The organism is Brachybacterium sp. p3-SID957 (genome assembly GCF_025144775.1).
In the GTDB taxonomy this organism is placed as follows: domain Bacteria; phylum Actinomycetota; class Actinomycetes; order Actinomycetales; family Dermabacteraceae; genus Brachybacterium; species Brachybacterium epidermidis.
In genome coordinates this window covers 64,514-89,233 of sequence record NZ_JALXKT010000001.1, presented here as the reverse complement: position 1 = coordinate 89,233, position 24,720 = coordinate 64,514, and the positions used below count along the sequence as shown (strand labels likewise).

The following is a 24,720-nucleotide window of genomic DNA, read 5'->3' as shown; positions in this document are numbered from 1 at the left end:
GTCATTCTCTGCGGTCTCCTCGAGCTCGGTCGGAAGGGCTCGACGACAGCGGCGAGTCCTACGCGAGATGGTTCTGTATCCACAAGAGGACCCACCAACACCTGCGGTGATAGACCCATGTCCAATTATTGACCGGGCGCCGGCATGCGAAGGACCGCCGTCCGCAAAACGACCCCATCGCCGTCGCTGCACCAGAGCCGCGTCAACCCGGCAACGCGTGTCCACTGCTGCACAAGCCTGCGGACAAAGCTGTCGATACCGATCAATCCTGGGTGATTCACTCCCCGATCTGCTGCACCACCGCGGTCTCGGAGCCGGAGGGCTGCGCCTCGGGAGCGGGCTCTCCCAGGCCGAACATCGCTGTCATGGCGCCGACGACGATCAGGCCGAACGTGGCCACGCCACCACAGCCGCAGCAGCCCGGCAGGATGATCGGGAAGGGGAGGAAGCCGCGGGGGCGGGGGCGCTGTGGGTACGGGGGCTGAGCCATGACGGGCCTTTCTGGGGGACGGGGGGTGCGGGTCGGAGCGGGGGCGGTGACTCCCGGGAGCCCCACGCGGTCGGGCGCCCCGGGACGGTGGTCGTCACGGCACGGTAGCCCGCGGCGAGCCGACCGGTCAGCACGGCAGCGGGCAGGATCAGCTCCCCTGGGAGACCCGATCATGCAGAACTCCCGCGCCGGGGCGGTTTCACCTGGCACGATGCAGGCATGCCGCAGCTGATCCCGCCTCAGCCCGCCTTCGCCTCCGATGCCGAACGAGTGGTCTGGGACGTGCTGGCCGCCCAGCTGCCGCACGACGCGACGATGATCGCCGGGCAGCGCATCACCGACGACGCCCACGAGGTGGAGATCGACCTGCTGGTGCTGTGGCCGGGGATCGGAACGGTGGTGATCGAGGTGAAGGGCGGCCGGGTGGGCGTCGAGGACGGCACCTGGTTCCAGCGCGACCGCTCCGGCAGGCGCGCGCTGCACCCCTCCCCCGTCGAGCAGGCGCAGCGTGCCCGGCACGTGCTGCTGCGCCACATCAACGAACGCTCCTCCCGCCCCCTCGGCCGCAGCGTGCACATGGTGGCCCTGCCCTGGTCGCAGCTGCCCGACGACTGGGACGTGCCGGACGCGCCCCGGGCGCTGATGCTCGATGCCATGGACCTGGGGACGGGCGGCAGCGGTGGCGCCGGCAGCGGTGGTGCCGTCGAGCGCATCGTGGCGGCGCTGCGCAGCCATGGCGGCAGCCACCTGTCCCCGCTGGAGGGCGTCCAGCGCGACCACGCCGTGAGGACCCTGCGGCGCACCGAGGCGGCGATCGAGAACCACCAGCTGCTGGCCCGCCAGATCGAGGACTCCGGCAACCAGCTCACCCGCGAGCAGGAGCGGATCCTGGCCCTGCTGCGATTCCAGCACCGCGCCCAGGTGGTGGGCGGAGCAGGATCGGGCAAGACCCATCTGGCCCTGATGAAGGCCCGCGCCCTGACCAGGGAGGGAAGGCGCACCGCCCTGATGTGCTACTCGCGGGGCCTGGCACGCCACTTTCAGCTGCTCACTGCCACCTGGCCCGCAGAGGACCGACCCGCGTACGTCGGCCTGTTCCACGATCTTCCGGTCCGCTGGGGCGCTCAGACAGAGGCGGAGTTCGACGGTACGGCGGTGGCGTACTACGAGGAGTTCCTGCCCGCCCAGCTGCGGGAGCTCGCTTCGACTCGGCCCGTCGAGGATCTGTTCGAGGCGATCGTGGTGGACGAGGCGCAGGACTTCGCGGACCTGTGGTGGGACGCCCTGCGCCCCTGCCTGGTGGAGCCGGAGGACACCGGCGCCTCCGTGCTGTTCGTGTTCACCGATGCGCACCAGTCCGTGTTCGACCGGGACGGCCGCGCCCCGATCACCCTCAGCCCCTTCCCGCTGGACGACAACCTGCGCAACACCCGCACCATCGCCGAGACCTTCGCGCCGCTCACCCCGCTCGAGCAGAACCCGCGGATGGAGGAAGGGGCGCCGGTGCGGTTTGTCGCGTGCCCCACCGAGGACGCCATCAGCACGGCCGACGACCTCATCGACCCGCTGCTCGACGAGGGCTGGGAGCCCGGGGAGATCGCCCTGCTGACCACCGGGCGTCGGCACCCCGAGCAGCGTGAGCGCATCGACTACGCCGGATACAGCGGGTACTGGGACGAGTTCTTCGCCGCCACCGACGTGTTCTACGGGCACGTGCTGAACTTCAAGGGCCTCGAGCGGCGGGTGGTGGTGCTGGCCGTCAACGGCTTCCAGCACTGGGACCGCTCGCCCCACCTGATGTATGTGGGGCTCTCACGGGCGAGGTCGCTGCTGGTCGTGGTCGGCGATCCGGAGCTGATCCGCACGGTCGTCGGGTACGAGGTGGCCGACCGGCTGATCGGTGCGGACCGATAGTCCCTGCAGGAGGGCCCTGGAGAGGAATGTGCCATGTCCCAGCTCAAGGACGCCATGCTCACGACCGTGGAGCAGATCGACCCGTGGCTGCGCCGGGCCGACATGGATGCCCTGCCGATACGGGAGGGCTCAGGCCTCCCGTACGCCTCCGCCTCCACCCAGGAGGACCTCATCGGTACCGTCCAACCGGTGATGCACGCCTGGTGATCCTGGGGCTGCTAGCCGGATCGGGACCATCGGAGACATCCGATGTATCGACGGGCGGCAGAATCGTGGCAGGAGATCCGCGGCCCACGCGGATCCGTCGGGACCGGAGCTGAGCCATGACCTTCCAGGGGATCATCCCTGCCCTCGTCACGCCCTACGACAGCGCCGGTGAGGTGTCCTTGCCGGTGCTGCAGCGCTTGGTGCGCACCCTGAATGCGGAGGGGGCCGACGGCTACTTCGTCACCGGCAGCTCGGCAGAGTGCTACCTGCTCGACACCGCCGAGCGTCTGCGGATCCTAGAGGCCACCGTGGAGGCGGCGGACGGCCGTCCGGCCCTGTTCCACATGGCGGCGAGCGATCACCGCGACACCCTGGAGCTGGCACGGAGGGCCGCCGACGCCGGCGCCACGGGCATCAGCGCCAACATCCCCACCTACTTCACGTACACCGCCGAGTCACTGGCCACCTACTTCCGCGACATCCGCGAGCAGACGGACCTGCCGCTGCTGGCGTACTACATCCCCGGCCAGACGGGCCGGAAGCTGCCGGCGGACTTCTTCCTGGAGCTCGCTGAGCAGGACGTGCTGCACGGCATGAAGTACACCAGCGTCGACCTGTCGGTGATGGCACGCGTGCGCGCCGAAAGGCCCGATGACTTCGCGATCCTCTCCGGGGCCGACGACGCCCTGCTGGGCTCCCTCGCCCAGGGCGCCGACGGGGGCATCGGTTCCGCCTACAACGTAATCTGCCGGGTTTTCGCGGAGCTGTACGCGGCGTTCAGGGCGGGCGATCTGGCGGAGGCCACACGGTTCCAGCACCTGGTGATGCCAGTGTGGAACCGCATGGACGGATGGGAGTTCATCACCTTCCTGAAGGCGGTGCTGCGCGGCCGTGGCCTGGACGTGGGGCAGGCCCGCAAGCCGATGGCGCAGATCCCTTCCGAGACGGACCAGGCGCTGGCCGAGGCCCTCGGTGGTGTGCCTGAGCTGGAGCCGTACCTGATCCGACCCCTCTGATCGGGGCTCCTGCGCGGCCCCGTCCGATCGGGGCTTCTGCACGGTCCGTCGGCGCGGGGCCTGGCGCGGGAGCCTCGGTGTGGCCGGGGTCGGTGTGGCGGGGGTCGGCAGCACGAGGCGCGGACGCCAATCCCGACACCGCCACGCCGACAGCTCCTACACCCTCATCTGTGAAGAGGCGCTCTACTGTGGGCCCATGAACGCACCCTCGCCCCTGCTCAGTCTGTCCGCTCCCGCCGGCGCAGGCCGGTCCGTCCTGGTCACCGGGGCCACCGGTTACGTGGGTGGAAGGCTCATCCCCGAACTGCTGGCCGCCGGCTTCGAGGTCCGGGCAGGTGCCCGCAGACCCGAGGCCCTCAGCGACCGCCCGTGGGCCGATCAGGTGGACCTGGTGCGCTGCGACCTCAGTGAACCAGACCAGGTTCGTGCTGCGATGGACGGGGTCCACACGGTGCTGTACCTGGTGCACTCCATGGGCAGCGGCGGAGACTTCGTGGAGCGCGAGCAGGGCATCGCCGACGTCGTCGCCGTGGCTGCGGAGCAGGCAGGCGTGCAACAGCTGGTGTACCTCTCCGGGCTCCACCCGGATCGGCCCGTCGACGAACTCTCGGACCACATGCGCTCCCGTGAACTGGTCGCACGCCGTCTGGACGCCTGCTCGGTGCCCACCCTCACCTTCGAGGCAGGCGTGGTGATCGGCACCGGGTCGATCTCCTTCGAGATGATCAGGCACCTGGCCGAGCGGCTCCCCGTGATGCCTGGCCCGAAGTGGCTGGCCAACCGGGTGGAGCCGATCGCGATCCGTGACGTCCTGTACTACCTCCTGCACGCGTGCGCGCTGGAGGAGCCGGTGCAGGCACGTGCCCAGATCGGCTGCGGCAGCGCCCAGACCTTCGCCTCCATGCTCACCGACTTCGCCGCGGAGGCCGGGCTGGCCAGGCGTCGGGTGGTGCCCCTGCCCCTGCCGGCGCAGAAGCTGTCCGGGGTGTGGATCGGGCTGATCACTCCGATCCCGGTGGGTATCGCCATCCAGTTAGCCGCCTCCCTCGCGGAGGACGCGGTCACCGACAACCATGAAGTGGCTCGCCTGATCCCGGATCCGCCCGGCGGTCTTACCTCCTACCGGGCGGCCGTCCGGCAGGCCCTCGCCCGACAGGCCGAAGGGCCACTGGAGGTGACGTGGGACGCGGACCTGACGGCCTCGGCCGAACCCGCCGACCCGATCCCCGCTGACCCGGACTGGGCGGGGCAGACGGTCTACACGGACACGCGGGAGAAGACCTCGACGCTGTCCCCCGCCACGGTGTGGTCCGTGATCGAATCGATCGGCGGCCAGAACGGCTGGTACTCCACACCAGGCCTGTGGAGGATCCGCGGCTGGATGGACAAGCTCTTGGGCGGGCCGGGCCTGACCCGCGGTCGCCGCGATCCGCGCACCCTGCGTGTGGGTGATCCGGTGGACTGGTGGCGCGTGGAGTCCATGGAGCGCGGGCGCAGCCTCACACTCCGCGCCGAGATGCGGGCCGGTGGACGGGCCTGGCTGCAGCTGGGGGTGGAGGGCACCCCCGAGGGGTGCGTCTACCGCCAGCGGGCGGTGTTCATGCCCTCGGGCATCGTGGGCCGCGCGTACTGGACGGCGATCCTCCCCTTCCACGCCGTGGTGTTCCCGTCCATGGCCAAGAACATCCTTGAGGAAGCCGAGCGACGAGTGGATGGCGCCACCGTCGCGGACTGAACCGCGGCGGACTGATCTGACGGCTCGCGCTGACGGAGTGGCCCAGCGGGATGACAGGGTCAGCTCCACCACTGGCGCGGGCTCGGGCAAGACCCACCTGCTGATGATGTCGGGCGGGGAAGTGAGCAGGGCCGACAGGTGCGGCCCTCTCATCCCTTGGTCGGAGATCAGCCCGGATCGTTGGCCGAATGGGCGGGAGCAACTCAGGATGGCGAGCATGACCTCCTCCTCTGCCCGCCCGACGGCGACCCCTGCGTCAACAGCTCGCCCGACGACACCCCGTCCTGCCGCGACCGGCCCCGCCTCGACCCGCCGGCCAGTCCTGGTCACCGTCGGGGCCGTGGCTCTGCTCGGGCAGGCCGTTTCCATCCCCGCCGAACTGGTCGGCATGGCCCTCTCCGCCCTCCCTTACGACCCCGTGCGGCAGACCATCAGCGACCTTGGCTCGACCACCTGCACCGCGATCCCCTACCCCTCCGGGGCCGTGGAGGTGTGCTCCCCCGCCCATGCGGTGGTCAATGGCGGGATGGTGCTGGCGGGCCTGCTGGTGCTGGTGGCATCGGTGTGCCTGGCCGGGACGTGGTGGCGCCGGTCCCGTCCCCTGGCGGTCGCGGCAGTCGGCACGCTCGCGCTGACCGGGGCGTCCACCCTGGCCACCGGCTTGGTGCCGCTGGACGTGGACCTGATGCTGCACAGCCTGGTGTCCTTGCCGGCGATCCTGGTGAGCCCGATCGCGGTGATGGCGCTGGCGGTGCTGTCACTGCGCGGGCCCCTCCGCGTGATGTGCCTGGTGGCCGCCGCGCTCGCACTGGTGGCGGCGGTGGTGATGCTGGGGACCGTGGACTCCGGCGGGATCATGGGGCTGACCGAGCGGATCGTCGTGTGGATCCCGGTGCTGGTAATGGCGCTGGTGGGCGCGGTCGAGCTGCGGCGCTGATCCCCCGGCAGGGCCCCTGCTGAAGGACCCCACGCCCACCCCGAGCTGTCGATGCTCGAGGAGCAACCGCGGCCTGATCGCTCAGCACCTCACCGGCCTCGGCTCCAGCACATCGGCGGGGGGTGGTCGGGGTGCTGGAGAACGGCCCGGGCCTGACCGCCGCTGAACGACTGCGGATCCTCGAGGCGGTCAAGGGTGATCTGTGACGCTCCGTGACCCCGCGATGTTCATGGGCGTGTAGGGCAGTGCCATACTGCCCATAGTTTTTCTTTGCGCGACCGAAAGTAACGATGATGACGACGAGCGATGCTCTCCCGGTCGAGGCCGCGGTCTCGCTGGACGACCGCACCGCCCGGACCCCCGTGTGGCGCGCGTTTCTGCGGCCCGTCCCGGCTGCCGCTGCCGTGGTCGTCGCGGCGAGCGTGCTCGCTGCGGTGTTCGCCCCGCAGCTCAACGCACTGTCCGACAATGACCCGTTCACGTAGAACCCCGAGGCCCTGGGCCCCGACACCGCGCCGCTGGGAGCCTTCGGTGGGGTCAGCGCCGACCACTGGTTCGGGGTGGAGCCCGGCACGGGCCGCGACCTGTTCTCCCTCGTGGTCCACGGCGCCCGGGTGTCCCTGCTGGTGGGCATCGCCTCCACCCTGCTGGCCACCGTCATCGGCGTGGTGCTCGGGATTGTGGCCGGCGCCGTCGGCGGGTTCGTCGAGAAGCTCGTGGAGGTGGCCACCGACGTCACCCTGGGCTTCCCCTTCCTGATCTTCGCGATCGCCCTCAGCGCCCTGTTCCCGCTCGAGGCCCCACGCGCCCTGCTGCTCACCCTGGTCATCGGCGTGTCCGGCTGGCCGGGCATCGCCCGCGTGGTCGCCGCCGAGACCCGCGTGATCGTACGTCAGCCGTACGTGGTGGCCTCCCGCGTGATGGGGGCACGCCTGGCCCACGTACTGCGGCACCAGGTGCTGCCCAACGTCGCCTCCACCGTGATCGTCTACTCCTGCATCTCTCTGCCCGGCCGCATCAGCGCCGAAGCCACACTGTCGTTCCTCGGCGTCGGCGTGCTGCCGCCCACTCCCTCGTGGGGCCGGTCGATCGGTGACGCCATCAGCGGGTTGCTGGTGGACCCCGCCTTCCTGCTGTTCCCCGCAGCGGCGCTGTTCCTTGTGACCTTCTCCTTCAACGTCCTCGGCGACACCCTGCGCGACGCCCTCGATCCCCGGGGGGCACAGCGATGATCCCCGCCCTGCAGCGCGCGGCCCGCAGCGTGGTGGTGCTGCTGGTGGTCATGGCGCTCACCTTCGCGATCTTCTATCTCGCCCCCATCGACCCTGCCCTGCAGATGTGCGGCAAGCCCTGCTCCCCGGAGGACCTCGAGGCCGCCCGCGGCTTCATGGGCTTCGACCAGCCGTGGTTCGTCCAACTGGGCACCTTCCTGGTGGCGATCTTCACCGGGCGCACCTTCGGCTCGGCCGAGGTGGCCGTCCAGTGCGCCGCCCCCTGCCTGGGGTACTCCTTCCAGCTGCACCAGTCGGTGACCGAGCTGATCGTGGACCGCTTCCCGGTCACGTTCTCGATCGCCCTGGGTGCCGTCGCGCTGCAGGCACTGTTCGGGATCGCCGCCGGGGCGCTTGCCGCCCGCCGCCAGGGAGGCATCCTGGACCGCACCGTGACCGGGGTGTCCGTGGTCGCGGCCTCCGCCCCCGCCTTCGTGGTGGGCCTGCTGGCGGTGGTGGTGTTCGCCCTGCAGCTGGACCTGCTGCCCAGCGGCGGCTACGAGCCCTTCACCGAGAGCCCCCTGCAGTGGGCCCGCCACCTGGTGCTGCCCTGGATCACCCTGGCCTTCCTCAACGGCGCCGTGTACGCACGCCTGGTGCGGTCCTCGATGATCGAGCAGCTGGGCTTGGACTACGCGCGCACCGCACGGGCTGCCGGCCTTCCGGAACGACGGATCGACCGGTACGCGCTGCGGAACCTCGCGCTACCGCTGACCACCCTGATCGCCCTGGACATCGGGGCACTGCTGGGCGGCACCGTCATCACCGAGCGGATCTTCGGCCTGCCGGGCCTGGGCGCGCTGCTGCTGGACGCGACCTCCACCGCCGACCTGCCGGTGATCGTGGGCACCACCCTGGTGGGCTCCCTGCTGATCGTCCTGGCGAACCTCTGCGCGGACCTCGCCCGCCCCCTGCTGGACCGGCGCCTTGCCGCCACCGGCAGGCGCACCACCACCCTGTCCGACCACGGAACGGGCGAGCCCGATCCCTCCGACTCCGACCGCTCCGACTCCGACCCGACCAGCTCGACCCACTCGATCCCTCGCCCGTCCCGCACCACCCAGGAGACATCCTCATGAGCACCTCGCCCCGCACCAGCTCGACCTTCTCCCGCCGCAGCATCCTGCTGGCCACCCCCGTGGTGGTCGGCACCGGCGCCCTGGCCGCCTGCTCCGGCAGCGGCTCCGGGGGCTCCGGCAGCTCCGGGTCCGACGGCGGCGGTCAGACCGGTGGCACCCTGACCATCTACACCACCGGGGAGGAGATGAGCTTCGACCCGGCCACCAGTCAGAACCTCGCGATCACCACCCTGGGCCTGACCGCGCGCCGCCTCACCGCCTGGAAGACCTCCCCGGACGCCCCCACCGAGCTGATCCCCGACCTCGCCACCGACACCGGCACCCCCTCCGAGGACGGGAAGACCTGGACCTTCACCCTCCAGGAGGGACTGAAGTTCGAGGACGGGACCCCCATCACCGCCGCCGCCGTGAAGTACGGGCTGGAGCGGTCCTTCGCCCCCGAGCTCACCGGCGGCCTCACCTACCACAAGGTGCTGCTGGAGGGCGGTGAGGACTACGCGGGGCCGTTCTCCGGTGAGCACCTGGACTCCATCGAGGCCGTCGACGACCTCACCCTGGTGCTGCACCTGAACCGCCCCTACGGCGACTTCGGCTGGGTGGCCTCCAACCCCGCCTTCGCCCCGGTCCCGGAGGACTCCGGGCAGCCGGAGACCTACGCCACCCAGCCTGTGACCAGCGGCCCCTACCGCGTGGAGTCCTACTCCCCCGGCGCCAAGGCCGTAATGGTGCGCAACGAGCACTGGGACGCAGGCACCGACCAGGCCCGCACCGGCGGCCCCGACACCATCGAGTTCGCGCTGGCCCAGGATGCGAGCGTGGTGGCGCAGTCGATCATCGCCGACCGCTCCGGCGCCCAGGACGGGTTCCTGGCCAGCTTCGTGCCCACCGCCCAGCTGGTGCAGGCCCGCAACGACCCGAAGGTGGGCGATCGCCTGGTGACCTCGGGCCCCGGGGCACTGGAGTACCTGGCGCTGAACACCGAATCGGAGGCCCTGAAGGATGTGAACGTCCGCAGGGCGCTGCAGTACGCCGTGGACAAGGAGGCGTACCGCACCGCGAAGGGCGGGGAGATCTCCGGCGACTTCGCCACCACCTTGATCACCCCGGGCATCGCCGGCCGCGAGGAGTACAACCTGTACGCCGAGGCTCCCACCGGCGATGCCGAGGAGGCCAGGCGCCTGCTGGCCGAGGCCGGGGCACAGGACCTGTCGCTGCGCCTGGTCATCCAGGACACCCAGACCGCCGCCGCCGAGTCGATCCAGCAGGCCCTCACCCGAGCCGGGATCACCGTCACCATCCAGCCGCTGGACGCCAACGCCTACCAGTCCGAGGTGACCGCGGGCGACGGCAGCGCCTACGACATGGTGCTCAGCTCCTGGCAGCCCGACATGCCCTCCCCCAACGCCAACCTCACCCCGCTTTTCGAGTCCACCCAGATCGGCAACGGCAACTACAACCTGGCGCGGTATGCGAACGAGGAGGTGGACGCAGCACTGCTGGAGGCCTCCTCCACCCTCGACGCCGACGAGGCCGCCGCCAAGTGGGCGGCCGTGGACAAGCGGATCATGGAGGACTCCCCCGTGGTGCCGCTGATCTACTCGAAGAACTCCTTCATCCACGGCTCCGGGGTGGAGAACTTCGAGATCGGTCAGTTCCCGGCCTACCCGAACTACCTCACCACCACCCTGAAGGCATGAGCGACAGCACCCGCGCCACCGATGCCGGGCCCGCGCAGGATCCCGGCTCCACGGGAGACCCGGACCTGCTGGCCCTGCGGGACCTGCGGGTCACCATCGCCGGCAGGCCGATCCTGAAGGGCCTGGACCTCACGGTGCGCGCCGGGCGCATCACCGCCCTGGTGGGCGAGTCCGGCTCCGGGAAGTCGATGACGGCGCTGGCCACCATCGGGCTCGCACCCGCCGGCGCACAGGTGACCGGCAGCGCCCGCTTGCGTGGCGAGGAGCTGCTGGGCAGGTCACCCCAGCAGATGCGCCGCACCCGCGCCGGGGGCCTCGGGATGATCTTCCAGGAGCCGGGGCAGTCACTGTCACCGGTGATGAAGGTCAGCGCCGTCTTCCGTGACGTGCTCGGGGTGCGCGAGAACATCCGATCCCGCCCCCGAGCCGCGCAGCGCACCCGGGATCTGCTGGCCTCGGTGGGCCTGCCGGACCCGGACCGCACCGCCTCCTCCTACCCGCACGAGCTCTCCGGCGGTGAGCTGCAGCGCGTGGTGATCGCGCTCGCGCTCAGCGGGGACCCCGCGCTGCTGATCGCCGATGAACCCACCACCGCTCTCGATGTCACGGTCCAGCGCGGCGTGCTGGACCTGCTCACCCGGATCGTGCGCGAGCGCGGCATCGGGGTGCTGCTGATCACGCACGACATGGGCGTGGTGGGCGAGATCGCCGACGACGTGGTGGTGCTGCAGGGCGGCGAGGTGCGCGAGACCGGCACCGTCCAGCAGGTGCTCGGTGCCCCCACCGCCCCTTATACGCAGACGCTGCTGTCGGCCGTGCCGCGACTGTCGCCCAGCCTGGAGCGGGCGTCAGCGCGGTCGAGCGCCGAGCAGGAGGGCGGCGCGTCCACACGGGGCGACGACGATGCTGCCACGCAGGGCGACAGCGACACATCCCGCGGGGCCGCCGCATCGGAGCCCCCGGTGGTGCGCGTCGAGGGCCTGTCTGTCCGCTACGACCGGCGTGGTGGGTCCCACCTGGCGCTGGACGACGTGGGCTTCGAGATCGGCCGCGGGCAGATCCACGGCCTGGTGGGCGAGTCGGGCTCGGGAAAGTCGACATGGGGCAAGGCCCTGGTGGGGCTGGTCCCGGCCCAGGCGCGCGTGCTCGAACTGGACGGGACGGACCCCCGCAGCCTCTCCCCGGCGGCTCGCCGTGGGGTGTACGCGCGGGCCGGCCTGGTGTTCCAGGACCCTGCCTCGTCCCTGAACCCTCGCCGCACCGTCGGGTGGAGCATCAGCGAGCCCCTGCACCTGGCGGGCGGGGTGGACCGCACCGAGGTGGACCGGCGAGTGCGTCACGCCCTGGAGCAGGTGCGCCTGCCCGCCTCCTACACGCAGCGGCTGCCCCACGAGCTCTCCGGCGGGCAGCGGCAGCGGGTCTCGATCGCTCGCGCGCTGATCCTGCAGCCCTCCCTGCTGATCGCCGACGAGCCCACCAGCGCACTGGACGTCACCGTGCAGGCACACGTGATCGAGGTGCTGCGCGAGGCCATCGAGGAGGCGCGCTTCGCCTGCGTGTTCATCAGCCACGACCTCGCGGTGGTGGGATCGCTCGCCGATCACGTGACGGTGCTGCGCCGCGGCCGGGCCGTGGAGCAGGGCACCATGGACCAAGTGCTGGGCAGCCCCCGGCACGAGTACACGCGGGCGCTGCTGGAGAGCGTGCCGGACCCGTCGCGGCGCCTGCGCGAGAGCGGCCGAACCGCTGCCTGAGGCCCCGGCTCAGTCCGGCTTTCACGGCTCAGTCCGGCTTTCACGGCTCAGTCCGGCTTTCACGGCTCAGTCCGGCTGCACGGCCTCCCAGGCACGGGAAGCGGCCGAGCGCACCACGGCCTCGCACACCTCGGCGGCGTGTACGCCATCGCCGGCCGACGGTGCCAGGCGAGTGCCCCGCACCACGTCGGAGCAGAACGCCGCGGCCTCGATGGCCTTGAGGTCGTCGAAGCTCATGGGGATGCCGGGGCCGGGCTGGAAGCGGGCGTACTCGCCGTGGCCGGGCCCGGCGAGCACAGTGGTGTAGCCGTGCTCGGTGCCGCCCTCGCCCAGCTGCACCTCCAGCTCGTTCATGCGGGTGAAGGACCAGCGGGCTGAGCCCTCGGTCCCGTACACCTCCAGGGCGTAGTCGGAGCGGTGGCCGCGCGCCACGCGGGAGGATTCGAGCGTCACCCGGGTGCCGTCGGCCAGCGCACCCAAGGCCGCCACCCAGTCCTCGTTGCCGACGGGCCCGCGCTCACCGCTCAGCTCGACGGCGCCGTGGCCCACCGCAGTGCCGACCGGGATCGGGCGCTCGGGGATGAACACGCCGCTGTCCGCGCACACCTCGGTGATGGGCTGACCGGTGACGTACCGCACCAGGTCCGCCCCATGGGACAGCAGATCGCCGATCACACCGTTGCCGCCGCGCTCACGGTCGTAGCGCCAGGTCAGCGGCCCGTCGGGCGAGGAGGCGTAGTCGGCGATCAGCCAGCAGCGCACGTTGGTGATCCGGCCCAGGCGACCGTCTGCCACCAGGGAGCACAGGTGGGCGATGGCCGGGGCGTGCCGATAGTTGAAGCCGACGGCGGTGGCGAGGCCCGCCCCGTCGGCCGCAGCGGCAGCGGCCTGCTGGATCTCGCGGCTCTGCTCGGCACCGACACCCATCGGCTTCTCGATCCAGAAGGGCTTCCCGGCGCGGACGGCGGCCAGCGCCAGGTCACGGTGCAGGAAGTTGGGCGAGCAGATCGAGACCACGTCGACTGCGGGGTCCGCGAGCGCCTTCTCGATGGTGGCGAGGTCGCTGCCGTCCACGGCGCGGGCGAAGCCGTATTGCGTCACCGCCGCACGACGGTTGGCCTCGACCGGGTCGGCCGCCACCACCAGGCGAGAGCGGATGCCCAGCTCGGGGTACAGCACGGGCAGGCGCAGGTAGGAGGTGGCGTGCAGGCGCCCCATCCAGCCCAGTCCCACCACGGCCACGCCCAGCTCCCGGACGGCGGGCCCCGGTGCTGCAGCCTCGGGCGTACGGGCCTCGGCTGCGGCGGCCCCGCTCGGGCGGGGCTCGGGTGCACCGGATCCGGGCATGCCCGCGCGGGGCTCGGGCGTGCTCACTGGCCGCCCAGCTCATCGAGGATCCGCCGCCGCATCCGGCGGTGGATGTCGTCGGCGTCTTCCTCCCAGCCGAACACGCACACCGAGACGGGGCCGTCGTACTCGCGCTCGCGCAGGTAGGCGAAGGCGTCGTCCCAGTCGATCTCGCCGTTGCCGATCTCGTTGTGCTGGTGCACGCGCGCATCGACCCCGGGCGGGTTGATGATGTAGCGGTTGCCCACATTGGCCAGGTGGTTGTAGACGTCCGCGATGTGCAGGTGCTTCAGCCGGTCGCCGGCGTAGTCCAGCATCCCGCGCAGGTCGGAGCCGCCCCCCGCCAGGTGGAAGGCGTGCGGGAAGCAGAACTCGTAGTTCAGCCAGTCGCGGTCGACGCCGCGCACGATCTGCACGGCCCGATCGTTGGTCTCCACGAAGTCGTAGGGGTGCGCCTCGATGGTGCACTCGATGCCGTACTTCTCGAACACGGGCACCAGCTCCTCCATCGAGCGGTAGAACTGGTGCTCGGACTGCCGGGGTCGGTTCGGGTCACCGGAGAACTCGGTGGCGATCAGCGGCACCTCGAGGGCATCGGCGATCTCCAGCAGGCGCTTCCAGTTGCGCACCTGCGCCTGGCGCTCCTGCTCGTCGGGGCTGGCCCAGTCGAACACGGGGTTGAAGGTCCAGATCTTCACCCCCGAATCCTTCATCGCCTGCTTCACCTCGGCGATCTGGTGGCGATCCACCTTGGGGTAGTGGTGCCACTCGTGGAAGTCGGCGCGCGGGGACAGCTCGAGGTACCTGTACCCCAGTTCGGCGGCCTTGTGCAGCTCCTGCGCGACCGAGAGGTGGGGGTGGTACATGCTGGGGTCCAGCAGGATCTTGACCATGGCGTTCCTTCAGATCACTTCACGCCCAGGCCGCACTCGGCCAGGAACTCACGGGTGGCGATCGCGTTGGGCAGGGGCAGGGCCGGGTCGCAGGGGTACAGGTCCTGCTCGCAGATCACGTACAGCTCTTTGTCCATCGCCGCCAGGCGCTGCACCAGCTGCCGCATGTCCGGCAGACCCGCGGGGGGACGCACCGAGGCGCCCTTGGCCACGGCCTCGCCGAAGGGCCAGTCCTTCTCGTGGGCCTCCCGGGTGATGTCCGGGTCGAAGGCCTTGATGTGCACGTAGCCGATCCGCTCCGGGTACTCGTCGATCATGCCGACGGGGTCCCCACCGCCGTACACGATGTGCCCGGTGTCCAGGCAGAAGCTCACCAGCTCGGGGTCCGTCGCCTCGAACACCCGGGCGATCTCCTCCGGGGTCTCGATGTGGCTGTCCCCGTGGGGGTGCAGCACCATCGTCAGCCCGTAGTCCTCCTTCATGATGCGGCCCAGCTCGTTGGCGTTGGTGACATACCGCTGCCAGGCCTCCCCGGTGAGCTCCCGGTCGTCGGTGAACTCCCAGGTCTTCTCGTCGCGGTACATGGGCGGCAGGTGCACCATGTACTCCGCGCCCACGGCCGCGTGGGTCTCCGCGATCGCGCGGAAGGTGCGCTCGGTCTCCGGCCAGGCCTCCTCCTTGTGCAGGATGCCCCACCCGGTGCCGGCCACCACCCGGAAGCCGTGCTCGTCCATCACGGACTGCAGCTCACGCGCGTCCTTGGGGAAGTAGCCCCACGGCCCCGTCTCCATCACCGAGAAGCCCGCCTGGGCCATCTCCCCCAGGGCGGTGCGCCAGGGGATCTGCTTCTCGTCCTCCGGGAACCACACGCCCCACTGGTCGGGGCACACCCCGATGGTGAGCTTGTCGTACGGCGGCTCCGGGTTGCGGGCCTTGGAGGGCGGGTTCGGGGTCTGGTCGGCACCGGGGTTCGGCACGGTCATGGTCTGCTCCTTCGCAGGTAGAGGCGTTCCTGTCCGAATGGACATTCCCGTTCCAGGTGCGGGCTGCGGTGGAACGGGAACGTCTCCTCGGGCGGGGTGCGCAGGTGAGGTGCGGGCGCGGGTGCACGGGCGGGGTGAGGGTGGGAAGACCCGCTCGGCTCAGTCGTGGGTCGGGAAGCTCATGGAGCTCTCGACGTGCTCGTCCTGGTGCGGCCAGCGCGTGGTGATCGCCTTCTGGCGGGTGTAGAACCGCACCGCCTCCGGGCCATGGGCGTGGTACTCGCCGAACAGGGAGTCCTTCCAGCCGCCGAAGGAGTAATAGCCCACCGGGGTGGGGATCGGCACGTTGATGCCGATCATGCCCACCTGGACCTCCTCCTGGTACCGGCGGGCGTAGTGCCCGGAGCCGGTGAAGATCGCGGTGCCATTGCCGAAGGGCGAGGAGTTGACCAGCTCGAGGGCCTCGTCGAAGTTGTTCACCTGCATCACCACCAGCATCGGCCCGAACACCTCCTGGGTGTAGGTGTCGTGGTCGCGCGGCACATCGGTCAGCACCACGGGGCCCACGAAGTTGCCGTTCTCGTGGCCCTCGACGACCAGGCCACGGCCGTCGACCACCACGCTGGCACCGGCCTGCTCGGCCTCGTCGGTCATGCGGATCACGCGCGCGCGGGCATCGGGGGTGATCACCGGCGGCATGTCGGTGCCCTCGTCGGATCCGGGGCCGACGACCAGCTTCTCGGCCTCCGCCTTGATGGCCTCGACGAACGCGTCGTGGGCGGTGCCGACAGTGACGGCAACCGGGACGGCCATGCAGCGCTCGCCGGCGGAGCCGAACGCACCGGAGGCGATCTGTGCGGCGGCGAACTCGATGTTCGCATCCGGCATCACCACAGCGTGGTTGTTGGCGCCGCCAAGAGCCTGCACCCGCTTTCCGCTGGCGGCGGCCACATCGTGCACGTGCTTGGCGATCGGGGTGGAGCCCACGAAGGAGACCGCGGCGATGCCCGGGTGGCCGCACAGGGCGTCCACCACCTCCTTGCCGCCCTGGACCACCTGGAACACGCCATCGGGCAGGCCGGCCTCCTGGTAGAGGCGGGCCACGATGCTGGAGGCGGAGGGGTCGCGCTCGGAGGGCTTGAGGATGAACGCGTTGCCGGTGGCGATCGCGATGGGGTGCATCCAGAACGGCACCATGGCCGGGAAGTTGAACGGCGTGATGCCGGCGACCACGCCCAGGGGCTGGCGCATGGTGTGGGCGTCCACGCCGGTGGAGACGTTCTCGGAGAACTCACCCTTGAGATCCTGGGTGATGGAGGTGGCGAACTCGAGGGTCTCCAGGCCACGAGCGATCTCGCCCTTGGCGTCGGCGATGGTCTTGCCGTGCTCGCGGGTGATGACCTCCGCGATCTCGTCGGTGTGCTCCACCATCAGCTGGCGCATGCGGTACAGGATCTGGGTGCGCTTGGACAGGGAGACCCTGCCCCACTGCTGCTGGGCCTCGCGGGCCACCTCGACGGCGCGATCCACGGTCGAGGCATCACCCAGGTGAAGGGTGCCCACCTGGCTGCCAGTGGCGGGATCGTAGATCTCCTGGATGCTGCCGGATCCGTCGGCCTCCTGGCCTGCGATCCAGTTCTTCACGTCGTACATGTTCTCGGTCCTCCTCGGGGGGACGGTGGGGCCGGCCCTCGGGCCGGACGATGGGGTTAGGCGGGTCAGAGGTAGTGGCGCTGGGGCTCCAGCGCCTTCTCGTACTGGATGCGGGCCTGCTGGGTGGACTCCAGGGTGGAGACGGCTGCCACCGGCACGTCCCACCAGCCGTTGCCGGGGGGGTTGGGGCCGTACAGGTCGGTGTTGACCACGATGGCGGTGGCCTCCGTGCGCTGCTCGGCGCGGCGGTAGGCCTCGCGGAAGTCCACCGTGCTGCTGACCTCCTCCACCTCGATCCCGTAGGAGCGGATGTTGGCGGGGATGTCGAAGGGCAGCTTCTCGCCGTCCAGCAGGCCGGTGGCCTCGTTGCGCATGCGGTACTTGGTGCCGAAGCGCTGGGACCCGTGGGACTCCGAGAGCGAGCCGATCGAGGACCAGCCGTGGTTCTGCAGGACCACCAGGATCACCTTCATGCGCTCGGCGACGATGGTGGCGATCTCCTGGGGGGCCATCTGGAAGGTACCGTCGCCGATGATCGCGACCACCTCGCTCTGCGGCCGGGCCATCTTCGCGCCGAGGGAGGCGGGCAGCTCGTAGCCCATGCAGGAGTAGCCGTACTCTAGGTGGTACTGGATCGGGGAGCGGGCCTTCCACAGGGCCTGCAGGTCGCCGGGCATGGACCCGGCCGCGTTGATGACGATGTCCTCCTCGCCCATCAGCTCGTTGAGGGCGCCGAAGATCTCGGTCTGCGCAGGCAGCTCCTGGTCGTGCGGCTGGAAGCAGGGCTTCACCAGCTCCTCCCAGTCACCGCGCCGCTGCCTGGCCCGCTCGCCGTGCTCGGCGGGGGCGGTCCAGCCGTCGAGCGCGGCGGCGAGCGCCGCGAGGCCGGCGCGGGCATCGGTGACCACCATGGTGGCGGAGTGCTTGGCGGCGTCGAAGGCCTTCACGTTGAGGTTCACGAAGCGAGCCTCGGGGTTGCGGAAGGCCGTGTGGGAGGCGGTGGTGAAGTCGGTGTACCGGGTGCCCACGCCGATGATCACGTCGGCCTCCGCGGCCAGCTCGTTGGCGGCGTTGTTGCCGGTGGAGCCCACGCCGCCGATGCACAGCGGGTGATCGGCACTCAGGGCCCCCTTGCCGGCCTGCGTGTCCAGCACGGGGATGCCGGTGGCGTCGGTGAACGCCGCGAGCGCCTCACTGGCCTCGGAGTAGATCGCGCCACCGCCGGCGATCAGCACCGGCCTGCTCGCCGAGCGGATCACCTCCACGGCGCGCTCGAGAGCGGCGGGCTCGGGAACGGGGCGGGCCACGTGCCAGGTGCGCTCGCGGAAGAACTCCAGCGGCCAGTCGAAGACCTCGGCCTGCACGTCCTGCGGCAGGGAGAGGGTGACGGCGCCGGTCTCGGCCGGGTCGGTGAGCACCCGCATCGCCTGCAGGGCGGCCGGGATCAGCTGCTCGGGACGGGAGATCCGGTCGAAGTAGCGGGAAACGGGCCGGAAGGCGTCGTTGACGGAGATGTCCCCGCCGGTCTCGTCCTCGAGCTGCTGCAGCACCGGGTCCACGGTGCGGGTGGCGAAGATGTCGCTGGGCAGCAGCAGCACGGGGATGCGGTCCACCGTGGCCAGGGCCGCGCCGGTGACCATGTTGGTGGAGCCGGGGCCGATGGAGGCGGTGCAGGCGAAGGTCTGCATCCGGTTCTTCGTGCGCGCGTAGGCCACGGCGGTGTGCACCATGTTCTGCTCGTTGCGCGCCTGGTAGTAGGGCATCTCGTCCTCGCCCTCGGTGGGGGAGACGGCGTTCTGCAGCAAGGCCTGGCCCAGGCCGGCCACATTGCCGTGGCCGAAGATGCCGAAGGTGCCGGGGATGAAGCGCTCACGGACGCCGTCGCGCTCGGCGTACTGGGCGGCGAGGAACCGCACCAGGGCCTGGCCGACGGTGAGCCGCACGGTGCCGGCGGCGGTGGGTGCGGCCCGGTCGGCGCCCTGCGTCGCGGAGCCGTCTGCGGTCAGGTGGTCGCTCATCGTTCCTCCGTGGTCGAACCGCCCGGCCCGAAGGCGGGCATCTCTGGTGTCCCGTCGCACGATCGGCGTGGCCTGAGGACGTGTGCCCCCAGCATGCCGAGATACCTTCACACCTGTCAACGTTATGTCCGTACAAGGTGTGCCCGTGCGTGCATAGCCCCGACGAGACAAGCACGGATGAGGAACCGCAAGGGGTCTTCTCGCGCAGTACCCCGCATGCTAGCGTGAAGATAACGGACGCTTCTGCACTCATTTGTTAGGACAAGATGTGGCGCCGCCCGGCTGAACGGCACCGGACGTAGCGGGTGCGAGTCGCGAACGAGACGCAGTGCAGACGAGACGCAGAGAGGCATCAGCAGCCATGACGAGCAGCTCCCCCGACATCATCACCTTCGGCCGCAGCGGGGTGGACATCTACCCGCTGGAGATCGACAAGGGCCTCGAGGAGATCAACAGCTTCGGCAAGTTCCTGGGCGGCAGCCCCACCAACGTGGCGGTGGCCGCGGCCCGGCTCGGCCACTCCCCCGCGGTGATCACCGGGGTGGGCGATGACCCCTTCGGCCGCTACGTGGTGCGCGAGATGGAGCGCCTGGGAGTCTCCGGCCGCTTCGTGGTCACCGACCCGAACCTCAACACCCCCATCACGCTGTGCGAGATCTTCCCGCCGGACGATTTCCCGCTGTACTTCTACCGCCAGCCCAGCGCCCCTGACCTGCAGGTGCGCCCCGAGGATCTCGACCTCGAGGCCATCAAGAACGTGCCTCTGTTCTGGTTCTCCGGCACCGGGCTGTCCGAGGAGCCCAGCCGCTCCGCACACCTGGCAGCCCTGGAGGCGCGCGGCCGCACCGCTCACACCGTGTTCGACCTGGACTACCGGCCCATGTTCTGGTCCTCCAAGGACGAGGCCCGCGAGCAGTACCGCGAGGCCCTGAAGTTCACCACGGTGGCCGTGGGCAACAAGGAGGAGTGCGAGGTGGCCGTCGGCGAGACCGAACCGGAGCGCGCCGCCGACGCACTGCTCGAGGCCGGCGTGCAGACCGCGATCGTCAAGCAGGGCCCCAAGGGCGTGCTGGGCAAGACGCGTGATGAGCACGTGGTGGTGGCCCCCAACATGATCCAGGTGATCAACGGCCTGGGCGCCGGGGACAGCTTCGGCGGCTCCCTGTGCCACGGCCTGCTGGCCGGCCAGGACCTGGAGACCATCCTGACCCGCTGCAACGCCGCCGGAGCGATCGTGACCAGCCGCCTGGAGTGCTCCACCGCCATGCCCACCAGCGAGGAGATCGACCTGCTGATCGCCGGCGGCGACCCCAACCAGGGCCGCACCATCGACGAGATGCTGGAGGCGGTGCGCAACCGCGGCGTGGTCGTCACCGAGGACCAGGACGGGCAGGGCGAGTGATGAGCGATTTCGTCTCCACCTACGAGGACGTCACCCGCGTGCGGGTGGAGGATCCGGGCCGCTTCGCGCGCCTGGCAGCCTCCCGCCGGCGGCGCACGGTGGCCGACACGGTCAGCGACGCCGGCGGCACCATGATGATCATCGCCGCCGACCACCCCGCTCGTGGGGCGCTCGGCGCAGGTTCCCGGCCGGGCGCGATGGCCAGCCGCACCGAGATGCTGGACCGCATGCGCGAGGCGCTCGCGGTGCCGGGCGTGGACGGCGTGCTGGGCACCGCCGATGTGCTCGAGGACCTGCTGGTGATGGGCGCCCTGGAGGACAAGATCGTGTTCGCCTCGATGAACCGGGGCGGCCTGCAGGGCGGCTCCTGGGAGATCGAGGACCGCTTCACCGCCTACGACGCCCGCGCCATCAAGGACTCCGGCTTCGACGGCGGCAAGATGCTCACCCGCATCGACCTGGACGACGACCGTACCTCCTTCACCCTGGAGGCAAGTGCGCAGGCAGTGACCGACCTGGCCCGCCACGAGCTGATCGCGATGGTGGAGCCGTTCATGAGCTCCCGGTCGGACGGCCCCGGCACGCCCGTGGTCAACGACCTCTCCCCCGAGGCCGTGATCCGCTCCATCCACATCGCGCAGGGCCTGGGCGCCACCAGCGCCTACACGTGGCTGAAGCTGCCCGCGGTGGCGGAGATGGAGCGCGTCATGGACGCCACCACCCTGCCCACCGTGATCCTGGGCGGCGACCCGGTGGGCAAGGACCCCGAAGCGGTGCGGGCATCCTGGCAGCAGGCCCTGGCGCGCCCGAACGTGCGCGGCCTGGTGGTGGGTCGCACCCTGCTGTACCCGCATCACGACGACGTCACCGCGGCGGTCTCCACCGCCGTGGAGATGATCCGCGGATGACCCGCTGAGGAGGAACACCCGATGAACACCCGAGAGAACGCCGAGCAGCCGAACGAGGACCTGCACCTGCCCGCCGGCTCCACCGCCGAGGGCGCCTTCGACACGGTGGTGAACCCGGGAACCCGCGAGGGCTGGGTCCACACCGGGATCCGGGTGCTGGCCCTGCAGCCCGGTGGCGAGGAGAGTTGGCGGGCCGACGGCATCGAGGTGATGGTGGTGCCGCTCAGCGGCGGCTGTCGCGTCGTCGTCGACGCCGGTGAGGGCGCCGGTGAGTACGAGCTGCGCGGCCGCACGGACGTGTTCGCCGGTGCGACCGACGTGCTGTACGCCCCCGTCGGCTCCCGCCTGCGCATCTCCAGCGCCGAGGGGGGCCGCTTCGCGCTGGCCACCGCGGTGGCCACCAGGCCCTTCCCGGTGGCGCTGATCCGCGCGGAGGATGTCCCCGTCGAGTCCCGCGGCGGCGGGAACATGAGCCGGCAGGTGCGCAACTTCGGCACCGTGGGCTCCTTCGACCAGTGCGATTCGCTGATCGCCTGCGAGGTGATCACCCCGGGCGGCAACTGGTCCAGCTACCCCGCGCACAAGCACGACGAGCAGGTCGATGACCCGGAGCACCCCGAGTCGGAGCTGGAGGAGATCTACTACTACGAGATCGCCCCCTCCCCCGGCGGCGGCCCCGGCTTCGGCTTCCACCAGACCACCTCCAGCGGCCAGGACAAGCCGATCGACATCCTCACCGAGGTGCGCGCCGGTGACGTGGTGCTGGTGCCGCACGGCTGGCACGGCCCCTGCGCGGCGGCGCCCGGGCACGACATGTACTACCTCAACGTGATGGCCGGTCCCGCTCCGGAGCGGGCCTGGAACATCACCGACCACCCCGACCAGACCTGGGTGCGCGGCACCTGGTGACACCGACCGGGCTGGCGGGCCCGTGGACCGACCGGGCGGGCACGGCCCGCCAGCAGGAGGCATCACCATGAACCAGAACCAGCAGCAGTTCCGTCCCGTGGACGCGGACCGGCACGTCGAGAACGCCCCGGCCGACGCGAGCGGCGAGGCCGGGCAAGACCTGCCCCGCGAGGTGCGCGTGGGCGTGATCGGTGTGGGCCAGATGGGCGCGGACCACGTGGCCCGCATCAGCGCCCGCATCAAGGGCGCCCGCGTCAGCGCGGTCACCGACTACTTCCGGGACAAGGCCCAGGAACTGGCCGACTCGGTGCCCGGCTGCCGCGTGGTGGCCACCGCCGAGGAGCTGATCGCGGCCGACGACGTGGACGCGGTGCTGATCGCCAGCCCCGGCAAGTTCCACAAGGACCAGGCCATCGCCTGCATCGAGGCTCGCAAGCCGGTGCTGTGCGAGAAGCCGTTGGCGATGAACCCGCAGGATGCGTACGCCGTGGTGGAGGCGGAGAAGGCCTCGGGCGGGCGGTACGTGTCCGTGGGCTTCATGCGCCGCTTCGACGCGGAGTACGCGGAGCTGAAGGACGCGATCGACTCCGGTGAGCTGGGGCAGATCAGCGTGATCAACTGCAAGCACCGCAACGCCACCACCCTGCCCGGGTTTGTGGACTCGATGATGGTGTACGACTCGGCGGTCCACGAGATCGACGCGATCCACTACTTCCTGGACGAGCAGGTCATCGAGGTGCAGGCGGTGTTGCCGCTGCCGGGCCCGCGGGCCGACGAGGGCCAGCACGATCCGATGCTGCTGCTGTTCCGCACCGAGTCCGGTCGCATCGTCACCGACGAGCTGTACGTGAACACCGACTCCGGCTACGAGGTGCGCACCGAGGTGCTGGGCTCGGAGGGGATCTCCACCATCGGCATGGGCATCACCCGGGTGACCACCCAGAAGGCCGGCGGCAGCTGGGGCGGCGCGATCCCGGCGGACTTCCGCCCCCGCTTCGTGGCGGCCTACGACGCCGAGGTGCAGGCCTGGATCGCCGCCGTGCTGGACGGCTCCAACGTGGCCGAGCGCTCCGCGACCGCGTGGGACGGCTACCTGGCCGCCACCACCTGCGAGGCGGCGGAGACCGCGCTGACCACGCCGGGCTTCGTGCCGGTCTCGGTGCAGCCCCGGCCCTGACCGGGCTCGTGGCAGGCAGAATATCCACATCCCTGCCGCGCACCGAGGCGTCGGCACCGGAAGGAGCACCGTGAGCGAACAGCTGGACGAGACCACGACCGACACCCGTCCATCGGGCGCGGTGGTGCCCGCCGGCAGCGACCCGGCGCCCGCTGGCGACGACCAAGCGCCCGCCAGCAATGACCCGGCGCCCACCGTCAGCGACCCGGTGCGCAGCGCTGACGAGCCGCTGGCCCTGCCGATCGACCGCTCCTCCTCCACCCCGCTGTACCTGCAGCTGGCCGCGGGGATCGAAGCTGCAGTGCGCGAGGGCACACTGGCCCCCGGCTCCCGCCTGGAGAACGAGCTGGCCCTCGCCCAGCGCCTGGGCCTGTCCCGCCCCACGGTGCGACAGGGTATCCAGGAGGTGGTGGACAAGGGCATGCTGGTGCGCAAGCGCGGGGTGGGCACCCAGGTGGTGGACTCCCCGGTGAGCCGCCAGGTGGCGCTGACCTCGCTCTACGACGATCTGGCCCGTGCCGGCAAGAGCCCCCGCACCGAGGTGCTCGAGTACAGGGTGGGCCGGCCCTCCCCCGAAGCCGCAGATCGTCTGCTGCTGGAGCCCGGCGAGATGGTGCTGGAGCTGATGCGGGTGCGCTACTCCGGTGACGAACCGCTCGCGGTTATGCGCAACACCCTGCCCGAGCGCATCGCCCCGACCCGCGAGCAGCTCAAGAAGCAGGGCCTGTACGCATCGATGCGGGACAAGGGCATCCGCCTGGCGGTGGCGCACGAGCGCATCGGCGCCACCACCGCCGACGCCGAGCATGCCGAGTTGCTGCACGAGCAGGAGGGCGCGGCCCTGCTCACCATGGACCGCAAGGTATTCGGCAACGACGGCACCGTGATCGAGTACGGCCACCACGTCTACCGCGCCTCGCGTTACTCCTTCGAGGTCACGCTGGTGGAGTGAGCCCGCTCAGCGGCGCTGATGGAGTGAGCCCGATCAGAGCCTCCCTTGCTTTGTTCTGTCATTGATTCCCGCACCGTCCCCACGGGGGCGGTACGGAGGCAGCGCCCACGCAAGACGGCCTGGAAACGGCGCCTGTGCGCGACGTCGCTGGCACACCGGGTGCCAGGGGCCGACGCCCAGGAGCGGCTGCCCCGTGGCACCGCCCGGGCCAGCCCACGCCGTTATCATTTCTTGTCCTGACAAATCCTTGACGCGATTCGTGGTTTCTGTCACGCTGTCGGCAGTCGGCAATGGAGTCGATCGGCCGCGCGGCACGGACGCCGGGCAGCCCCGTCCGAGCAGGGATGTGATCATCGTGCTGAAGACCCTCAGAAGAGT

The 24,720-nt window shown here is 70.6% G+C and carries 21 protein-coding genes; 15 read left to right on the top strand and 6 right to left on the bottom strand.

Annotated elements, in window-relative coordinates:
* Positions 1 to 277: 277 nt before the first annotated feature.
* Positions 278 to 490, bottom strand: coding sequence for a hypothetical protein (locus tag M3B01_RS00285; RefSeq protein ID WP_259788835.1), 213 nt, complete (start codon positions 488 to 490; stop codon positions 278 to 280).
* A 219-nt stretch (positions 491 to 709) separates the two neighbouring features.
* Between M3B01_RS00285 and M3B01_RS00280 the strand changes: the two genes are divergently transcribed.
* The 10 genes from M3B01_RS00280 (at position 710) to M3B01_RS00235 (ending at position 12,100) form a co-directional block, all read left to right on the top strand.
* The gene (locus M3B01_RS00280; RefSeq protein ID WP_259788833.1) at positions 710 to 2,404 is read left to right on the top strand and encodes a nuclease-related domain-containing DEAD/DEAH box helicase; all 1,695 of its coding nucleotides are present in this window, start codon (positions 710 to 712) and stop codon (positions 2,402 to 2,404) included.
* Positions 2,405 to 2,437: 33 nt separating this feature from the next.
* Entirely contained in the window at positions 2,438 to 2,611 is a 174-nt protein-coding gene (locus M3B01_RS00275) for a hypothetical protein (RefSeq protein ID WP_259788832.1), read from the top strand.
* Between the two features lie 116 nt (positions 2,612 to 2,727).
* The gene (locus M3B01_RS00270) at positions 2,728 to 3,627 is read left to right on the top strand and encodes a dihydrodipicolinate synthase family protein (RefSeq protein ID WP_259788831.1); all 900 of its coding nucleotides are present in this window, start codon (positions 2,728 to 2,730) and stop codon (positions 3,625 to 3,627) included.
* A gap of 196 nt (positions 3,628 to 3,823) precedes the next feature.
* Positions 3,824 to 5,362 (top strand): SDR family oxidoreductase, encoded by a 1,539-nt coding sequence (locus tag M3B01_RS00265; RefSeq protein WP_259788829.1) that lies wholly within the window; start codon positions 3,824 to 3,826, stop codon positions 5,360 to 5,362.
* 217 nt (positions 5,363 to 5,579) lie between these two features.
* Positions 5,580 to 6,299, top strand: a complete 720-nt coding sequence (locus M3B01_RS00260) for a DUF998 domain-containing protein (protein ID WP_259788827.1) — start codon at positions 5,580 to 5,582, stop codon at positions 6,297 to 6,299.
* A 293-nt stretch (positions 6,300 to 6,592) separates the two neighbouring features.
* Positions 6,593 to 6,784 carry a hypothetical protein gene (locus M3B01_RS00255; RefSeq protein ID WP_259788825.1) on the top strand — a complete coding sequence of 64 codons (192 nt, stop codon included), beginning with the start codon at positions 6,593 to 6,595 and terminating at the stop codon, positions 6,782 to 6,784.
* Positions 6,785 to 6,859: 75 nt separating this feature from the next.
* Positions 6,860 to 7,531 carry an ABC transporter permease gene (locus M3B01_RS00250; RefSeq protein ID WP_259788824.1) on the top strand — a complete coding sequence of 224 codons (672 nt, stop codon included), beginning with the start codon at positions 6,860 to 6,862 and terminating at the stop codon, positions 7,529 to 7,531.
* A complete protein-coding gene (locus M3B01_RS00245) occupies positions 7,528 to 8,649 on the top strand; it encodes an ABC transporter permease (protein WP_259788823.1) in 1,122 nt (373 codons plus the stop codon). Before M3B01_RS00250 ends, M3B01_RS00245 begins: the two co-directional genes overlap by 4 nt.
* A complete protein-coding gene (locus tag M3B01_RS00240; protein WP_259788822.1) occupies positions 8,646 to 10,346 on the top strand; it encodes an ABC transporter substrate-binding protein in 1,701 nt (566 codons plus the stop codon). Before M3B01_RS00245 ends, M3B01_RS00240 begins: the two co-directional genes overlap by 4 nt.
* Entirely contained in the window at positions 10,343 to 12,100 is a 1,758-nt protein-coding gene (locus tag M3B01_RS00235) for an ABC transporter ATP-binding protein (RefSeq protein ID WP_259788821.1), read from the top strand. Before M3B01_RS00240 ends, M3B01_RS00235 begins: the two co-directional genes overlap by 4 nt.
* A gap of 66 nt (positions 12,101 to 12,166) precedes the next feature.
* Here M3B01_RS00235 and M3B01_RS00230 read toward each other — a convergent pair whose 3' ends face one another.
* From M3B01_RS00230 to iolD, 5 genes are all read right to left on the bottom strand, one after another.
* The gene (locus M3B01_RS00230) at positions 12,167 to 13,474 is read right to left on the bottom strand and encodes a Gfo/Idh/MocA family protein (RefSeq protein WP_259788819.1); all 1,308 of its coding nucleotides are present in this window, start codon (positions 13,472 to 13,474) and stop codon (positions 12,167 to 12,169) included.
* A complete protein-coding gene (locus M3B01_RS00225; RefSeq protein ID WP_259788817.1) occupies positions 13,471 to 14,340 on the bottom strand; it encodes a sugar phosphate isomerase/epimerase in 870 nt (289 codons plus the stop codon). The genes M3B01_RS00230 and M3B01_RS00225 overlap by 4 nt, the downstream gene beginning before the upstream one ends.
* A gap of 14 nt (positions 14,341 to 14,354) precedes the next feature.
* The gene (locus M3B01_RS00220; RefSeq protein ID WP_259788816.1) at positions 14,355 to 15,323 is read right to left on the bottom strand and encodes a sugar phosphate isomerase/epimerase; all 969 of its coding nucleotides are present in this window, start codon (positions 15,321 to 15,323) and stop codon (positions 14,355 to 14,357) included.
* A gap of 159 nt (positions 15,324 to 15,482) precedes the next feature.
* Complete coding sequence (locus M3B01_RS00215) at positions 15,483 to 16,976, bottom strand: CoA-acylating methylmalonate-semialdehyde dehydrogenase (protein ID WP_259788815.1); 1,494 nt, start codon at positions 16,974 to 16,976, stop codon at positions 15,483 to 15,485.
* Between the two features lie 65 nt (positions 16,977 to 17,041).
* Positions 17,042 to 18,994 carry a 3D-(3,5/4)-trihydroxycyclohexane-1,2-dione acylhydrolase (decyclizing) gene (iolD, locus tag M3B01_RS00210; RefSeq protein ID WP_259788814.1) on the bottom strand — a complete coding sequence of 651 codons (1,953 nt, stop codon included), beginning with the start codon at positions 18,992 to 18,994 and terminating at the stop codon, positions 17,042 to 17,044.
* A gap of 361 nt (positions 18,995 to 19,355) precedes the next feature.
* Between iolD and iolC the strand changes: the two genes are divergently transcribed.
* The 5 genes from iolC to M3B01_RS00185 all read left to right on the top strand — a co-directional run bounded on the left by iolC (position 19,356) and on the right by M3B01_RS00185 (position 24,342).
* Positions 19,356 to 20,396, top strand: a complete 1,041-nt coding sequence (gene iolC, locus M3B01_RS00205; RefSeq protein WP_259788813.1) for a 5-dehydro-2-deoxygluconokinase — start codon at positions 19,356 to 19,358, stop codon at positions 20,394 to 20,396.
* Positions 20,396 to 21,304: a deoxyribose-phosphate aldolase gene (locus M3B01_RS00200; RefSeq protein WP_259788812.1), complete on the top strand. Its 909-nt coding sequence runs from the start codon at positions 20,396 to 20,398 to the stop codon at positions 21,302 to 21,304. Before iolC ends, M3B01_RS00200 begins: the two co-directional genes overlap by 1 nt.
* Positions 21,305 to 21,325: 21 nt before the next feature.
* Positions 21,326 to 22,213 (top strand): 5-deoxy-glucuronate isomerase, encoded by an 888-nt coding sequence (gene iolB / locus M3B01_RS00195; RefSeq protein WP_259788811.1) that lies wholly within the window; start codon positions 21,326 to 21,328, stop codon positions 22,211 to 22,213.
* 67 nt (positions 22,214 to 22,280) lie between these two features.
* On the top strand, positions 22,281 to 23,390 hold the full coding sequence (locus M3B01_RS00190) for a Gfo/Idh/MocA family protein (RefSeq protein WP_259788810.1): 1,110 nt from the start codon (positions 22,281 to 22,283) through the stop codon (positions 23,388 to 23,390).
* Between the two features lie 208 nt (positions 23,391 to 23,598).
* Positions 23,599 to 24,342 (top strand): GntR family transcriptional regulator, encoded by a 744-nt coding sequence (locus M3B01_RS00185; protein WP_311203185.1) that lies wholly within the window; start codon positions 23,599 to 23,601, stop codon positions 24,340 to 24,342.
* Positions 24,343 to 24,720 lie beyond the last annotated feature (378 nt).

What these genes read in the sequence shown, in the direction of transcription:
- M3B01_RS00260 (WP_259788827.1), top strand. Translation starts at nt 5,580, where the DNA reads ATGACCTCCTCCTCTGCCCGCCCGACGGCGACCCCTGCGTCAACAGCT.
- M3B01_RS00255 (WP_259788825.1), top strand. Translation starts at nt 6,593, where the DNA reads ATGACGACGAGCGATGCTCTCCCGGTCGAGGCCGCGGTCTCGCTGGAC.
- M3B01_RS00215 (WP_259788815.1), bottom strand. Translation starts at nt 16,976, where the DNA reads ATGTACGACGTGAAGAACTGGATCGCAGGCCAGGAGGCCGACGGATCC.
- M3B01_RS00245 (WP_259788823.1), top strand. Translation starts at nt 7,528, where the DNA reads ATGATCCCCGCCCTGCAGCGCGCGGCCCGCAGCGTGGTGGTGCTGCTG.
- M3B01_RS00285 (WP_259788835.1), bottom strand. Translation starts at nt 490, where the DNA reads ATGGCTCAGCCCCCGTACCCACAGCGCCCCCGCCCCCGCGGCTTCCTC.
- M3B01_RS00235 (WP_259788821.1), top strand. Translation starts at nt 10,343, where the DNA reads ATGAGCGACAGCACCCGCGCCACCGATGCCGGGCCCGCGCAGGATCCC.
- M3B01_RS00275 (WP_259788832.1), top strand. Translation starts at nt 2,438, where the DNA reads ATGTCCCAGCTCAAGGACGCCATGCTCACGACCGTGGAGCAGATCGAC.
- M3B01_RS00190 (WP_259788810.1), top strand. Translation starts at nt 22,281, where the DNA reads ATGAACCAGAACCAGCAGCAGTTCCGTCCCGTGGACGCGGACCGGCAC.
- M3B01_RS00200 (WP_259788812.1), top strand. Translation starts at nt 20,396, where the DNA reads ATGAGCGATTTCGTCTCCACCTACGAGGACGTCACCCGCGTGCGGGTG.
- M3B01_RS00270 (WP_259788831.1), top strand. Translation starts at nt 2,728, where the DNA reads ATGACCTTCCAGGGGATCATCCCTGCCCTCGTCACGCCCTACGACAGC.
- M3B01_RS00225 (WP_259788817.1), bottom strand. Translation starts at nt 14,340, where the DNA reads ATGGTCAAGATCCTGCTGGACCCCAGCATGTACCACCCCCACCTCTCG.
- iolC (WP_259788813.1), top strand. Translation starts at nt 19,356, where the DNA reads ATGACGAGCAGCTCCCCCGACATCATCACCTTCGGCCGCAGCGGGGTG.
- M3B01_RS00240 (WP_259788822.1), top strand. Translation starts at nt 8,646, where the DNA reads ATGAGCACCTCGCCCCGCACCAGCTCGACCTTCTCCCGCCGCAGCATC.
- iolD (WP_259788814.1), bottom strand. Translation starts at nt 18,994, where the DNA reads ATGAGCGACCACCTGACCGCAGACGGCTCCGCGACGCAGGGCGCCGAC.
- M3B01_RS00280 (WP_259788833.1), top strand. Translation starts at nt 710, where the DNA reads ATGCCGCAGCTGATCCCGCCTCAGCCCGCCTTCGCCTCCGATGCCGAA.
- M3B01_RS00265 (WP_259788829.1), top strand. Translation starts at nt 3,824, where the DNA reads ATGAACGCACCCTCGCCCCTGCTCAGTCTGTCCGCTCCCGCCGGCGCA.
- M3B01_RS00220 (WP_259788816.1), bottom strand. Translation starts at nt 15,323, where the DNA reads ATGACCGTGCCGAACCCCGGTGCCGACCAGACCCCGAACCCGCCCTCC.
- iolB (WP_259788811.1), top strand. Translation starts at nt 21,326, where the DNA reads ATGAACACCCGAGAGAACGCCGAGCAGCCGAACGAGGACCTGCACCTG.